The organism is Endobacter medicaginis (genome assembly GCF_014192375.1).
In the GTDB taxonomy this organism is placed as follows: Bacteria; Pseudomonadota; Alphaproteobacteria; order Acetobacterales; family Acetobacteraceae; genus Endobacter; species Endobacter medicaginis.
This window is the reverse complement of record NZ_JACHXV010000011.1, coordinates 65,899-78,241: the sequence shown is the minus strand read 5'-3', so window position 1 is coordinate 78,241 and position 12,343 is coordinate 65,899. Positions and strand designations below refer to the sequence as shown.

At 69.5% G+C, this 12,343-nt stretch carries 13 protein-coding genes; 1 reads left to right on the top strand and 12 read right to left on the bottom strand.

What is annotated here, in order from left to right; genetic code table 11:
* Positions 1-335 precede the first annotated feature (335 nt).
* The 12 genes from cas2e to pdxH form a co-directional block, all read right to left on the bottom strand.
* A complete protein-coding gene (gene cas2e / locus FHR90_RS13200) occupies positions 336-668 on the bottom strand; it encodes a type I-E CRISPR-associated endoribonuclease Cas2e (protein WP_176626257.1) in 333 nt (110 codons plus the stop codon).
* Positions 649-1,611, bottom strand: coding sequence for a type I-E CRISPR-associated endonuclease Cas1e (gene cas1e / locus FHR90_RS13195; RefSeq protein WP_176626254.1), 963 nt, complete (start codon positions 1,609-1,611; stop codon positions 649-651). The genes cas2e and cas1e overlap by 20 nt, the downstream gene beginning before the upstream one ends.
* A complete protein-coding gene (cas6e, locus tag FHR90_RS13190; RefSeq protein WP_183275368.1) occupies positions 1,608-2,306 on the bottom strand; it encodes a type I-E CRISPR-associated protein Cas6/Cse3/CasE in 699 nt (232 codons plus the stop codon). The genes cas1e and cas6e overlap by 4 nt, the downstream gene beginning before the upstream one ends.
* Complete coding sequence (cas5e, locus tag FHR90_RS13185; RefSeq protein WP_183275367.1) at positions 2,303-3,076, bottom strand: type I-E CRISPR-associated protein Cas5/CasD; 774 nt, start codon at positions 3,074-3,076, stop codon at positions 2,303-2,305. Before cas5e ends, cas6e begins: the two co-directional genes overlap by 4 nt.
* 4 nt (positions 3,077-3,080) lie before the next feature.
* Complete coding sequence (gene cas7e, locus FHR90_RS13180; RefSeq protein WP_176623274.1) at positions 3,081-4,160, bottom strand: type I-E CRISPR-associated protein Cas7/Cse4/CasC; 1,080 nt, start codon at positions 4,158-4,160, stop codon at positions 3,081-3,083.
* Positions 4,161-4,211: 51 nt separating this feature from the next.
* Complete coding sequence (gene casB, locus FHR90_RS13175; RefSeq protein ID WP_176623276.1) at positions 4,212-4,742, bottom strand: type I-E CRISPR-associated protein Cse2/CasB; 531 nt, start codon at positions 4,740-4,742, stop codon at positions 4,212-4,214.
* Positions 4,739-6,379, bottom strand: a complete 1,641-nt coding sequence (casA, locus tag FHR90_RS13170; RefSeq protein WP_266152832.1) for a type I-E CRISPR-associated protein Cse1/CasA — start codon at positions 6,377-6,379, stop codon at positions 4,739-4,741. The genes casB and casA overlap by 4 nt, the downstream gene beginning before the upstream one ends.
* Before the next feature lie 113 nt (positions 6,380-6,492).
* Complete coding sequence (locus FHR90_RS13165; protein WP_338082158.1) at positions 6,493-6,999, bottom strand: GNAT family N-acetyltransferase; 507 nt, start codon at positions 6,997-6,999, stop codon at positions 6,493-6,495.
* A complete protein-coding gene (locus tag FHR90_RS13160; RefSeq protein WP_176623282.1) occupies positions 6,987-7,292 on the bottom strand; it encodes a type II toxin-antitoxin system TacA family antitoxin in 306 nt (101 codons plus the stop codon). The genes FHR90_RS13165 and FHR90_RS13160 overlap by 13 nt, the downstream gene beginning before the upstream one ends.
* A 70-nt stretch (positions 7,293-7,362) precedes the next feature.
* Positions 7,363-10,023, bottom strand: a complete 2,661-nt coding sequence (cas3, locus tag FHR90_RS13155) for a CRISPR-associated helicase Cas3' (RefSeq protein ID WP_256124072.1) — start codon at positions 10,021-10,023, stop codon at positions 7,363-7,365.
* An 11-nt stretch (positions 10,024-10,034) separates the two neighbouring features.
* A complete protein-coding gene (locus FHR90_RS13150; RefSeq protein WP_183275366.1) occupies positions 10,035-10,946 on the bottom strand; it encodes a universal stress protein in 912 nt (303 codons plus the stop codon).
* A complete protein-coding gene (pdxH, locus tag FHR90_RS13145) occupies positions 10,943-11,581 on the bottom strand; it encodes a pyridoxamine 5'-phosphate oxidase (RefSeq protein WP_176625520.1) in 639 nt (212 codons plus the stop codon). The genes FHR90_RS13150 and pdxH overlap by 4 nt, the downstream gene beginning before the upstream one ends.
* Positions 11,582-11,756: 175 nt before the next feature.
* Here pdxH and FHR90_RS13140 point away from each other — a divergent pair, with 175 nt between their 5' ends.
* On the top strand, positions 11,757-12,308 hold the full coding sequence (locus FHR90_RS13140) for a flavin reductase (protein ID WP_176625522.1): 552 nt from the start codon (positions 11,757-11,759) through the stop codon (positions 12,306-12,308).
* Positions 12,309-12,343 lie beyond the last annotated feature (35 nt).

Genomic DNA, 12,343 nt, shown 5'->3' with positions numbered 1-12,343 from the left:
CGGCCACCGGCCGCAATCCGCGCCGCGCAGCTTCCACTCGCGGCCGTCGCCGCGTAGGCTTCAGATCGGTGTCTCACAATCTGCGGGCGGTACAGGGGAACGCTGTGGGATGACAAGTCCAAGCGTTCACAATTACGGTTCATCCCCGCGGGTGCGGGGAACGCCATGAGGTCGCCGTGCTGCGTGCGGCCCTCCGCGGTTCATCCCCGCGGGTGCGGGGAACGCAAACAATCCTGCCCGTATCCCCGTGGAACCATCGGTTCATCCCCGCGGGTGCGGGGAACGCTCTTCATGGAAGTGATTGTAAAAACTTACTGATTCTCTTGTCAAAAAACCTACCGCTTTTTACGCCTGTCGTTGGTGGTCAGCAATGATGCCGTCGGGTGAGCCGCCTCCGGGGTGAAGGCGACCAGATGGAAGCCGTCGAATTCGACAGGAACACGGCGGTTGGCGCCGCAGGTCTCGAAACGGAAACCCGCATCCGTCGGAGCTGCCCAGGCAATCACGCCATTACCGTCGCCAATGCCCTCGCGGACTTGCTCCCACAGCATCTCTCGCACGCGTCGGCCGTATTGGCCGACATACACACCAGCCCGGACCTCCAGCAGCCAGACCGCCAGTCGGCCCCGCAGCCGCGGCGGCGCATTCTCAACCACGATGACCAGCATCACCCAATCCCTCAGGGTCGGAAAATGCAACCGGCATCGCCTCCTCCGGCGCCTCGGGCAGCGGCAGTCCACCCGCCGACAGCACTTCCTCGATCAACGGGATCAGCCGCGCGAGGACATTGAGACGGCGGAAAGCATCCCGGCAACGCCGCCTGACCTCAGCGACCGGATCCTGCACCACCTGCCCATCGAGCGGGCGACGGGCTTCGAATGCGGCACAGACACGGAATGCCTCCGGCACCACAGTCTCGAATTTCAGGATGTCGGCAATGTCGTAGACGAAGCTCTGTGGCTTGCCGCTGTGCAGGAACCCGATTGCCGGCGCATAGCCTGCGGCAAGGATGGCAGCCTCGGTGATGCCGTACAGCGCCGCCGTCGCCGCCGACAGGCAACGGTTGACGGTGTCGGAAACATCCCACGCGGCCGGGTCGTAGCGGCGCCCCTCCCATTTCACCCCGTGGCGCTGGGCCAGCAACCTGTAGGTCTCGCGCACGCGGGCCCCCTCGATGCCCCGCAGCTGATCGACCGAGCGACGCCCGGGTGCTTCCTCGCCGAACCGCAGCTCGTACATCTTGCGCACCACGCGCAGCCGCGCGTCATCGTCGAGAGCAAGCCGGGCCTGGAGCAGCAGGCGATCGGCACGCGCCCCGCCTGGCTGGCCGGCCGCATAGAGCCTGACCCCCGCCTCCCCCACCCAGATCAGCAGCGTGCCGGCCCGCGACGCCAGTACGGCAGCCGCATGGCTGACCCGGGTGCCGGGCTCCAGCATCAGGCACGCCAGTCCACCGATCGGGATGTGCATGCGCACGCCCTGCTCGTCGACAAGGACGAACGCACCGTCGAGCACGTCGATGCGTCCCTTCTCGACGAACAGGATCGAAGCGCGCTCGCGCAGCGGAATCGGGCGCGGCGGCGGCAGGCCGGGCAGCCCGCGTCCGCTCACGGTACCACGGGCGGCGACCGCCGGATCAGCATCAGACCACAGCCGAACGCCCGCGCACGGCCAAACCCTCCGGCGAGCCGGGCGAGGAAGCGTGCGGGATCGGTCACGCGGAGTTCACCATCGAAGTCCAGCACGCCGAACACCGCCGGCGGCCCGGAAGCACGTGGCACGCGCCGGCGCTCGTAGCCATCGACCGCCACCCCGCCGAGAGGCTCGAACCCGGCCTCGCCGCCCTGACGCGCCAGCCAGTCGCGCCCGGCGGCGATCACCGCGTCCGACCTCGCCTGCGCCCGCAGCGGACCCGATGGCGTCGCACGCAGCGCGTCCATGACCACGTCGTGGCGCCGGCCGCGCTGACCCGGCCCTGTCGAACGCGAGATCACCGCGTTGGCGCGCAGCGAAAATCGCAGCCGGTCATCGACGCCCAGCGCGGGCTCGAACGGCTTCGACTCGACAATGAACAGCCCGGCAGCGTTGGTGGGCGGTCGCATCGACAGGGTCATGAAGCGGCCCGGCGCTTCCTCGCGCCAGAGGAAGTCGCGCCGTCGATCGGCGCCGTCGGCGAACAGCGACCAGACGATGCTGTGCGAAGCGGCCAGCCGCGCATCGGCGGCATCCGGCAGCAGCAGGCCGGCCAGCGCGGCCACCGGTGCATCGCGACGCAGACGGATGCGGGAGAGCAACAGCGCGCTCATGATGCCGGCACGCGCGGCACCGCCCGCAGCACGGCTTCGTCGCGCAGGTCGAACTGCCAGGCACGGCGGCGGGAACGCGGCTGGTCGCGCCGGCGCTCGATGCGCAAGACGCGCGGATCGCCAGCCGCATCGGCGGCGTCCATGGCCAGCAGGGGCGGAGCGGGCCGGTCGGCCAGCGCATCACGCAGCAGGACGGTGTCGCGCCACGCGCGCAGTCCCGCCTCCGGCCCGTCGCGATGGCGGGCGAGCAGGGCGGCGCCGGGATCTGCGGCTTCGCCGATGCGGGGGGCGAGCGGCAGGCCGAGCGGACAGGATTTGCGACCGAGACAGGGGGTGAAGACCGGTCGCACCATCGCCTCGGCGATCGCCGCGAGGGACCAGCGCGGGGCATCGATGCGCGGCCAGATCGCCGCCAGATGCCATGCGCCGGATCGGTAATCGCGGCGCGACAGCACGGTGTTGAGTTCCGGCGCGGCAAGTTCCTCGGCGCGGGTGGCGAAGCGCCGGTTGCGCGCCGCGGAGACGGTCTGCGCGGTATGGTAGTCGGCCAGCAGGCGTCCCGGCGCGTGACACAGCAGTGCGAGGCCATACTGAGCAGCCAGGGCGCGCTGGGCGGCATCGTCCTCACGTTCGACGCCCAGGCAGGCGCCAACGAGACCGAGAACGGCGGAGCGCCCCGGACGATCCCAGCCGGTGCGTCGCTCCCCAACGGCGAGATCGCCGAAGGAAGCGAGCGGTGCGACCAGCGCGAAGGTGAGATATTCGGCCATCGCGTCAGGCCGTGGCGCCGAAGGCAATGATCTGCGGCAGCGTGGCCGGACCGCTCTCCGCCACGCACATCTGCATCGATACCTCGGGCTCGAGTCCGTAGGCGGCATCGAGCTGCTCGCGAAACTTGCGCAGGCGGGCGACCGACGCCGCCATCGGATCGCCGCCTGCCTCGCCCTGAGCGACGGCCTGCGCGAAGGCGCCGGCCAAGGTGCGCGGCTGGCGATCACCACGCTCGGCGAGGACATAGCCGGCGCGGCCATGGGCGGCGAAGCTGTTCTGCTTGCCGCGCGGCGCAGTGGTCGCGGCGGCCTCGATCAGGGCGGCAAGCGCGATCCGGGCGGTCTCTGCGTCGCCACCGAGATTGCGCAGCAGCAAAGCGGTGTCGACGCAGAGATAGAGGTAGAACACCCCCGATCCGAACGCCGCCTCGCCCAGGAAGCCGGCGCCTGCGTCGTTGGCACTGGTCTTGAGATCGTCGACGGCAGTGTAATAGTCGTCCTCGACGGTCACGGCATGGGTGGTGATCGCATGCGCCACCTGGGCGGCGGCTTCACGATTGTACTCCGGACTGGAGGCGAGCATACGGCCGAACAGGGCGATGTCGGCGGCGGTGTCGACGCGGCGCAGCAAGCCGCTCTCGCGAGCCTCCTTGACGGCCTTCTCGTCGATCTTCTCACCCCCGATCGCACGGTCGGCGAGCGCGAAGGCGGCGTCGCGTTCCTCGGGCGCGATGAAGGCGAGCTGTTCGATCTGGGTCGGGTTCTTGTCCTTCGGGTCTTTCGGCTTTCCGAAGCCGCCGGCGATCTCGCGCGCCGTGACGACCGCCTTGTCGGCAGGCATGCCGCCCGCGACCAGACGGTCCAGCACCTGCTCGCCGAGACGCTGCGTGCGCAGGCCCATATGGCCGTCGAGGGCGGTGGTGAACAGCTCCGAGGTCCGCCACGCGCGCTTCAGCGCCTGCGATGACAGGCGCAGCCGCGTCATGCCGCCGACGATGGCGGTCTTCGGGCGACCGAGATCGTCGCGATTGAGATTGGCGGGCGGAAAGAATGTCAGCAGGTGAAGCTGGAGAAAGCGGCTCATGGCGTGTCCTTGTGGAGGCGTCCCGGGCGAAGGCGTCTAGGCGGAATGTTGTCAGGCGGTGGGGGCGATGGCATCGGCGGCCGGGTCGGAGGGACTGGCGGACCAGTACAGATAGGTCCATTGCCGGCGCAGCTTCCCGGTCCAGAACAGGGTGGCTTCCGACAGGTCGCGGACGTTGAGTTCGCGGTCGGCGAGCATGACCAGACGCCGGAAGAGGACCAGCCGCTCGTCGGGCTCACGTGCCTGCATCAGTCGCTGGAAACGCAGCGGCTTGAGCAATGCACTCTCGGGTGGCGAGTCGGGCGAATCCGGCCCGATCCGGCGCGCGACCGGCATCTTCGGTGCGTCGCGACGGACATGCGCGAGCACGGCAGCGGTCAGTGCGACGGTGGGCAGGTCGTTTAGATTGTCTGCCTCGCAGCGCCGGAACAGGTCGATCGCGGCGGCCTCTGCCATCACCTCGGCGACGGTGGCGCAGCGACGCAGCCTGGCCAGGGCCGCACGATCGCCGGCGCGGCCACGATCGGGGTCGGGCTGAAGCGACTGCCACCAGACGAGAGCGGCGCCCGGCTTACGGATCATGTCGATTTCCCCTTGCGTGCGGCCTTCGTTTCCGGCGGCGCCAGTCCCAGCGTGAGGAACAGTGCCGCGCCCTCCTTGCCGTAGCCCGCCAGTGTGAAGGAGAAGCGTCGCCGTGCGGCGGCGATCCGCCGCGCATCGCCGGTCGCGGCGACGTCGGGATCGATCGGGGCGGTCTCGTCGAACAGTTCGAGTGCGGTGCGGCGCAGCCTGGCGTGCCAGTCGGCACAAAGCGATCCAAGTGACGACGTTCCGGCGGCAAGCCCGGAAAGCGCGTCGAAAAACGGCTGCTCGGTAGCGTCCCAGAGCCGCTCTCGGGCCGCGGAGAGCAGTTCGGCGTCCAGCTTGACGGTGGCCCCGGCCGAGAACAGCGCCTGCCGGATCGCGCTGCGCAGCAGGGCAGCTACAGCATCCGCCGAGAGCACCAGTGTCGATGCCAGGCCGTCGAGTGCGGCACGGATTTCGGGCGTGGTGAGTCCCGGCAGCGGCATCTCGTGCTCGACGAAGCCACGGGCCTTCATGTTGTCCATGTCATATCCGGCCGCGAGCAGCCGTGCGTCCCGCGGCCGGACCACTTCCGCGCGATAGGCGTGGTCGTGCCATTCGGCGACACTTGCTGCCGGCAGGCGCAGACCTGCTGCGTCCTTCGTGACCAGTCCGAGCCAGTGCCGGTAGCCGATACCGCCGGGCTGCGGGTGCACAGCGAGCCATTCCGCCCCAGGCTTGGCGGTGTAGTGCGGGGTAAGCGGGTGGACCTTCCCCCAGCCGGCGTAGTTGGCGCCGCGCGGTCTCTGTCGCCAACCGGTGACTTGCACGGTGTCGGGCGCGCCGGTGATGTCGCAGGGGCGCGGCTCCGTCGCCGCGCTGAAATCGAGCCGGATTCGACGCGGCATGCCCCACCAGCATTGCAGTGGATGCGCGTCTGTTTCCGGCATTACGGTGCGATTGCCGTCGGACTCGATGGTCGGCGCGAGCCAGGGAAAGACGCGGGGCAGCTCGTCCGCCGTTGGCGCGCGGCCGCCGACCGGCACGTTGGCCCAGAGCAGGTGCCATAGCCTGAGAGGCTGTCCTTCGACGGCGGCGGGCGGCACCACCAGCGTGATCAACGGACCACCGCCACGCAGCCCGGTACGATTGCCGGCACCGCCCGCCGGCGCCCAGGACTGGAAGGTATGGAGCGCCATCGCCGCTGCCGGCCGACCAAACGCCCTGAAGCGGTCGCGACGCACCAGGAGGTCGGTGTTCTTGGTCTGTGTGCTGCCACCCGGACTTTCGATCAGAAGACGCTCGACCGGTTCCGAATCGGAGACCAGATCCTCGAAATCCTGCAGAAATCGTGGACCGTCGCCGTCGAGATCGAAGGCGTGCGCGATCGGGGCGAAGGCGGCGTCGAGGGTCTCGACCGAAGGCGGCTCGTCCCACCAGTCGTGCCACGCCTCGTAGCTTTCCGGCGGGCAGGCAGTGGCAAGCAGGCCGATCAGGAATTCGAGCGAGGCAATGCGGAAATCCGCGCGTGGCCAGTCGAGGGCATTGACCGGGTCGACTGAAAGAGCATCGATCACCTGAGACGGGCGAATGATGTCACGCGCGCCACTCGTGCGACGTGTGGGAATCCAGCCGTCCCTCAGCAGGTTCAGCACTGCCTTGTCCTCCCCAGGACCACCCCGCATTTGCAGGTTGCCAAACAACTACCACGAGCTGGTCTTCATTCCGATACCGGTTCGTTAGCTGCGTGCGGATTTCTTCGGATGAATCACAGAGTTGCCGTCAGTGCCTCGCGCATCGTGACCATCAGTGTGCGCGGGTGAAGCGGTGAAGGTGCAAAACCGTGATGTTCGTAGAAGCGCCGCGCTTCATCGGACAGCGCGTGGGTGACCAGAGCGGCGATGCCGGCAATTTCGGAGGCGGCGAGGGTACGGAGCAGGGCGTCCTTGAGCATGCCGCGGGCGATGCCGCGACCCAGCCAGTCGCGATCGACGGCGAGGCGGCCGAGCAGCATGATCGGGATCGGGTCGGGTGCATTGCGTTGCAGCCGAGCAGTGGCGGCATCGCGCAGGATCACCCCGCTGGCGAGCGCATAGTAACCCACCACGCGCGATCCCGCGCAGACGACATAGGTTCGTGCGGTCCGACCCTCGGAACGGCGTGCGTGACGCATCAGCCAGGCATCGAGCGACGGTTCCGTGGAGTGAAAGGCCGAGACGTCATCGTCGGGTCCGAGCCGGCGCGGAGCGGTCAGGCGAATGCCTAGCCCTCCCACGGAGCCTTGCGGTGCAAAAGCGCGCGCAACCGCGGGTTGTCGGCAACAGGCGCATCGAGACAGGCGATGAAACGCGCATGGGCGTCGTCGTCAAGGCTGAACAGCCGCCGATCGAGCAGCACGTCCTCGGCGATCGCCAGGGAGGTTTCGAGCAGAAATTCCGTGCGGTTCTTGTGCAGCGCCGCCGCCGCCTCATCGATCAGACGAAGTTGCGCCTCGCCGATCCGCAGGTTGAGTTGGTGCTGTTTCGGCGCGGGTGATCGGGCGCGACCTGTCTGTCGGGGGGCAAGCATGTCTATCGTCCTGCGTATGCGTTGTATATACCAACGATCCGCTCGACGATGCAAGCCGCCTGGCAGGCGTTCAAGCGGACGGGGCAGCAGGCTCGAGGCCGATGACTGGGCTGTAGCGGCTGATGCGCGGCTTGCCGCCGCGCGGGGTCGAGGTGAATGCGAAGGCGTCCCCCTCCCGCTCCACGATCGCCAACAGGTAACGATCGGACTCCCGCTCCCAGCGGCCCCAGCCGGCACGCGCCTGTCGGGCAGCCGCATCGAGCCCGGCAGGGACCGGACAGGCCTCGATCAGTCGGCGCGCAACCCCGATCTCCGACATCGCCCAGGCGCGACGCGGATCGGGATCCTCAACGTAAGGCACGATGCTGTCGCCGTTGCGTCGGGCAAGACGCAACGTGACATGCTCTTCGCGCTCGATACGGGTCGGGGTGCGGTCATCGCGTTCCCATAGCCCGGCATCACGCGCGTAGCCGTGGTCGAAGCGCAGCACGTTCTGGGCGGCGATGCCAGAGGCCGCACGGGCTTCGCCCTCGGCGCGCTCGGCGGCCAGGCGCAGGGCTTCGGGCACCTGGGCGGGACCGTCCCGATCGTAGGCGGTCTCGATCAGGGGCCGCATGTCGTCCGGCGTAGTGATCGCACCACGCGCGAACAGCGCGCGGGCCGTGCGCCACAGAAGCGCCGGGTCGCGATAGACGGCTTCAGTGCCCGGCAACAGGCGCCGCAGCCAGTCGATGTCGGGTTCGGCGACCGGCGGCGGCGACAGCAGCAGCATCTCGCAGCGCGCGTCATGCGGACGGTCTCGCCGATGCCGCCACAACCGGCCAGCGCGCTGGATCAGGAGGTCGACCGGAGCGAGGTCGGAACACAGAAGATCGAAATCCAGATCGAGGGATTGCTCGATGACCTGGGTGGCGATCAGCACGCCGGGACGTTCGGCCGGCGTGCCGTCCTTGCCGAAGCGACGCAGGACCTCCGCCTCGATCGCCAGCCGGTCGGCCATTGCGAAACGGGCATGAAACAGCAGCGGGACCAGACCGCGCGCGGTGCAGGCGGCATGGGCGGCGATGGCGTCGTCGACCGTGTTGCGGACCCAGGCGACCGCCTGTCCCCCGGCATGGGCGCGGGCGATGCGCTCGATCATGACGTCGGGTTCGGAGATTTCGCAGACGGCGACGCTACGCGACAGGCCGGGGCGCGGATCGCAACGCGTCTCGACGATCGCCGCAGGGCCCGCCAGCGTCGCCAGCGGATAGTCCGTCGCGCCGAGAGGCGCCTTCGCTTGCCCCAGCCCCTTGCGGAACGAGTCAACCAGTTCCTGACGTGTGGCGAGCGGCAGCGTCGCCGACAACAGGATCGCCGATCCGCCGAGGGCGGCGTGGAACTCGAGCAGCGCCCGCAGCTCGCGGTGCATGTAGGCGTCGAAGGCGTGCGCCTCGTCGATGATCAGGATCTTGCCCGCCAGACCCTGCTGGCGGAGGGCGGCGTGACGCACCGGCAACACCGAGAACAGCGCCTGGTCGATGGTGCCGACGCCAATATCGGCGAGCAGGGCACGGCGCGAATCATCGGCCAGCCAGGCGGCGCAATGCGCTTCGGCCGGCTCATCCGCCGGTTCGTCCGGAGCGCGACCATGATCGGCATCGTCGGGGGCGATAGTGGCGGCAAAGCGCGCATCGAGCCCGGCGCGGCCATGGGCGAGTACCAGCGAGGGATTGGCATTGTCTGCAAACAGTCGCCGATAGGCCTCGGCGAGCCGGCCATACATGGCATTGGCGGTCGCCATGGTCGGGAGCGCGACAAACAGCCCACTCCCCTGCCCGCCCACGAGCAGGCGATGCGCCAGGGTGAGAGCGGCCTCGGTCTTGCCGCTGCCGGTCAGGTCCTCGATGACGGCCAGCACCGGGCCGGGCGGCAACGCAACGGTCTCCGCCCAGAGCTGCACGGGTGTGGGGATGGAGATGGCCGGGAACAAGGCGCCCACCCCTTCGAAGCGACGCGGCGCTGCGATGCCGAGGCTGGCCGCCTCGATCGCACGTCTGGCCTGCGGAATGGCACGTTCGCGGAGATAGGCGGCGGGATCGGCCACGTCCTGTGGCTTGACGTAGGGGAACCAGCCCTGCCGCGAGCCGATCCAGTCGGCGAGGATGGTCAGGCCCGCGAGCTGCCAGCCGAGCCTTGCGACCGCCCGCTCGCTGCCCGGGTAGGGCAGCGGTTCGGGGTCGAACAGGCTCAGCATCAGATCGACGAAACGCGCTGCCGCAGCACGCGCGCCGGGCTCGATCTGCAGGCGCGTGATCGCCGGCAGCTCAACCGCAGGACGGCCATGATGCCCGGCCACCGCTTGCGGGATACGCGGGCCGATCCATAGACGACGCCCCTTTGGCGTAGGACCGATCGCCGGCGCGAGCCGGTCGATCATCTGGCTCAGCAGATACAGACCGAGCGCGTCGTGGGGTGCGGCAGCCACCGTGACGCAGGGGCCGAGAATGGTGCCCGGCCAGTGCTCGGGCACCTTGCCTTGGAAAGCACCGCAGAGCTTGCCGATGTCATGCAACGCGACCCAAAAACCGATCGTCGACAGCGGCAGGCCGAGACGTGCCGCAGCGGGAAGCGCCATCGCAACGGCGGCGACATCGAGCGAGTGCGCCAACAACGGGTGCAGCGGCGAATCCGCGCCTTCATGGGGCTGCGCCTTGCCCCAGAACGCGGCGAGGTCCGACGCATCGAGCAGGGGAACGTCGCTCAGCGCGACATCACCACCGGCAGGTCGGCGTGTTCGAGGACATGGCGGGTGACGCCGCCGAGGATGAGCTGGCGCAGGCGGGAGTGCGAATAGGCTCCCATGCCGATCAGGTCGGCGCCCCAGTCGCGGGCGGCGGCAAGCAGGCCAGCGCCGACATCGCGGTCGCGGGCCGCAAACGCGATCGGCTCGGGGCGCAGGTCGTGCAGCGCGAGATAGGCCAGCAGCCCGTCATAGGTCGGGCCGCGTCGCTGGTAGTCGGGCGAGTGCAGCACGGACACCGCCTCCGCGCCCGCCAGCCAGGGCATCATGTTGCGCACCGAGGCGGCCGATTCCGCCGTGCCGTTCCAGGCCAGCGCGACACGCCGGCCGATGGCGGAGGGCGTGCGCTTGGGCGCGATCATCACCGGGCTGCCGCTGTCGAACAGCACCGCATGCAGCGCCTCCGACGACGACACCTCGTCGCCGGTGGCAGGGTGGGAGACGACGGTGAGGTCGGCCAGGCGGGCGAGCTGGGCCACCAGCTCGTGCTCGCGGCCGACCACCACGCCGAAGCTGGCCGTCGCCCCGGTGGTGCCGTCGGCGATCGCCGCACCCGCCGGCACCGCCTCGTCCATCGTGCCGCGCGGGGCGACGACCGGGACCTTGTGCTGGGTGGTGAAGCGGTCGAACAGCGCACGCACCGCCGCCGAGCGCGAGCGCGCCTCGGTCTCGGCGGCGGTCATCATCTCCTCGACCATCGCGCCCGACAGGCCCTCGCCGGCGAGCGGGGCGACCTCGCGGTTGTCGGCGCGCACATGCACCACCTCGAGATGCGCCTCGAAGCGGGTGCCGACCAGCAGCGCGGTGCCGAGGGCCGCCTCAGCCGTGGGCGCGCCGGCGAGCGGCATCAGGATCTTGCGGATGGGGTTCATGGATACAGCCGGCCGGTGTGCCAGCCCCCTTCGGGTTGGGCGGTGAACACCAGCCGATCATGCAGCCGGTAGGGCATGTCCTGCCAGAACTCGATCCTGGAGGGGGTGACGCGGAAGCCCGGCCAGTGCGCCGGGCGCGGTACCGCATCGGGAAAGCGCGCTTCCACGTCGCGCAGGCGGTCGGCGAGGACGCCGCGGTCGGCCAGCGGGCGCGACTGCTCGGAGGCATGCGCGCCAAGCTGCGAGATGCGGGCGCGGGAGGCGAAATAGGCGTCGGCCTCCGTCTCCGACACCCGGCTGACGGCCCCCTCGATGCGGATCTGCCGGCGCAGGCTCTTCCAGTGCAGCAGCAGGGCGGCGCGCGGGTGTGCGGCCAGTGCGGCACCCTTGCGCGAGCCTTCGTTGGTGTAGAACACGAACCCCCGCCCCGGCGTGCCGGGCGGGTCGATCCCCTTGAGCAGCACCATGCGCACCGAGGGCGTGCCATCGGCATCGACGGTGGCCAGCGCCATCGCCTCGGCGTCGTTGGGCTCGCTGTCGCGGGCGGCGGCCAGCCACTCGGCGGCGAGCGCGATCGGGTCGGCGACCTCTGGGATCGACGGGCGGACATCGAAGGCGGAATCGAGCGCGCTCATAGACGTATCCTACGCCGCGCGCAGCCGCGCGCCAGCCCCCAACGGGACGGCGGCGACCACATCGAAGCACGAATGTATGTCGTGATATGCAGGATCAGCGCTTGCAAAATGGCATTTGTGTCCCCATCACTCTGACCTCAGACTGAAATCCTCCTCTTCGGGGTGACCGACGACCATGCCCAGCCCTGCCCTCGCCCTCGTCGCCGAAGATGAGACGCAAGCCGCCGCCGAGGTGACGCGCGAGGCGTTCCGCGAGGCGATGAGCCTGCTCGGCGCTCCGGTCACGCTGGTGACGACCGATGGCGCGGCCGGGCGGCACGGGCTGACGGTGTCGGCGATCGCCTCGGTCAGCGACACGCCGCCGACGGTGCTGGTGTGTCTCAACCGCGCCAACCGCTCGCACGCGGCCTTCCTCGCCAATGGCCGCATCGGGGTGTCGATCCTGGCCCACGGGCATGACGCGATCGCCGGACGCTTCGCCTCCTCGAAGCTCGGCTCGGAGGAGCGTTTCGCCGAGGGGGACTGGGTGGTGGCCGATGATGGCGCGCCGCTGCTGGCCGATGCGCTGGTCGGCCTCGACTGCACGATCGAGCAGGTGCACGCCTCGGGCACGCATGACGTGCTGTTCTGCCGGGTGCGGGCGATCACCCATGGCGATCCGGTGCAACACGGGCTGGTGTGGTTCTCGCGCGGCTTCCATGCGTTGCCGCGCGCGTCGGACGACTGAATCCCGCCTCTTGCCGCTCGGGACACCCTGTGCGA

Coding starts and splice junctions, on each gene's coding strand:
- cas5e (WP_183275367.1), bottom strand. CDS start 3,076: ATGGCCGAATATCTCACCTTCGCGCTGGTCGCACCGCTCGCTTCCTTC.
- cas6e (WP_183275368.1), bottom strand. CDS start 2,306: ATGAGCGCGCTGTTGCTCTCCCGCATCCGTCTGCGTCGCGATGCACCG.
- cas2e (WP_176626257.1), bottom strand. CDS start 668: ATGCTGGTCATCGTGGTTGAGAATGCGCCGCCGCGGCTGCGGGGCCGA.
- cas7e (WP_176623274.1), bottom strand. CDS start 4,160: ATGAGCCGCTTTCTCCAGCTTCACCTGCTGACATTCTTTCCGCCCGCC.
- casB (WP_176623276.1), bottom strand. CDS start 4,742: ATGATCCGTAAGCCGGGCGCCGCTCTCGTCTGGTGGCAGTCGCTTCAG.
- FHR90_RS13160 (WP_176623282.1), bottom strand. CDS start 7,292: ATGCTTGCCCCCCGACAGACAGGTCGCGCCCGATCACCCGCGCCGAAA.
- pdxH (WP_176625520.1), bottom strand. CDS start 11,581: ATGAGCGCGCTCGATTCCGCCTTCGATGTCCGCCCGTCGATCCCAGAG.
- FHR90_RS13140 (WP_176625522.1), top strand. CDS start 11,757: ATGCCCAGCCCTGCCCTCGCCCTCGTCGCCGAAGATGAGACGCAAGCC.
- FHR90_RS13150 (WP_183275366.1), bottom strand. CDS start 10,946: ATGAACCCCATCCGCAAGATCCTGATGCCGCTCGCCGGCGCGCCCACG.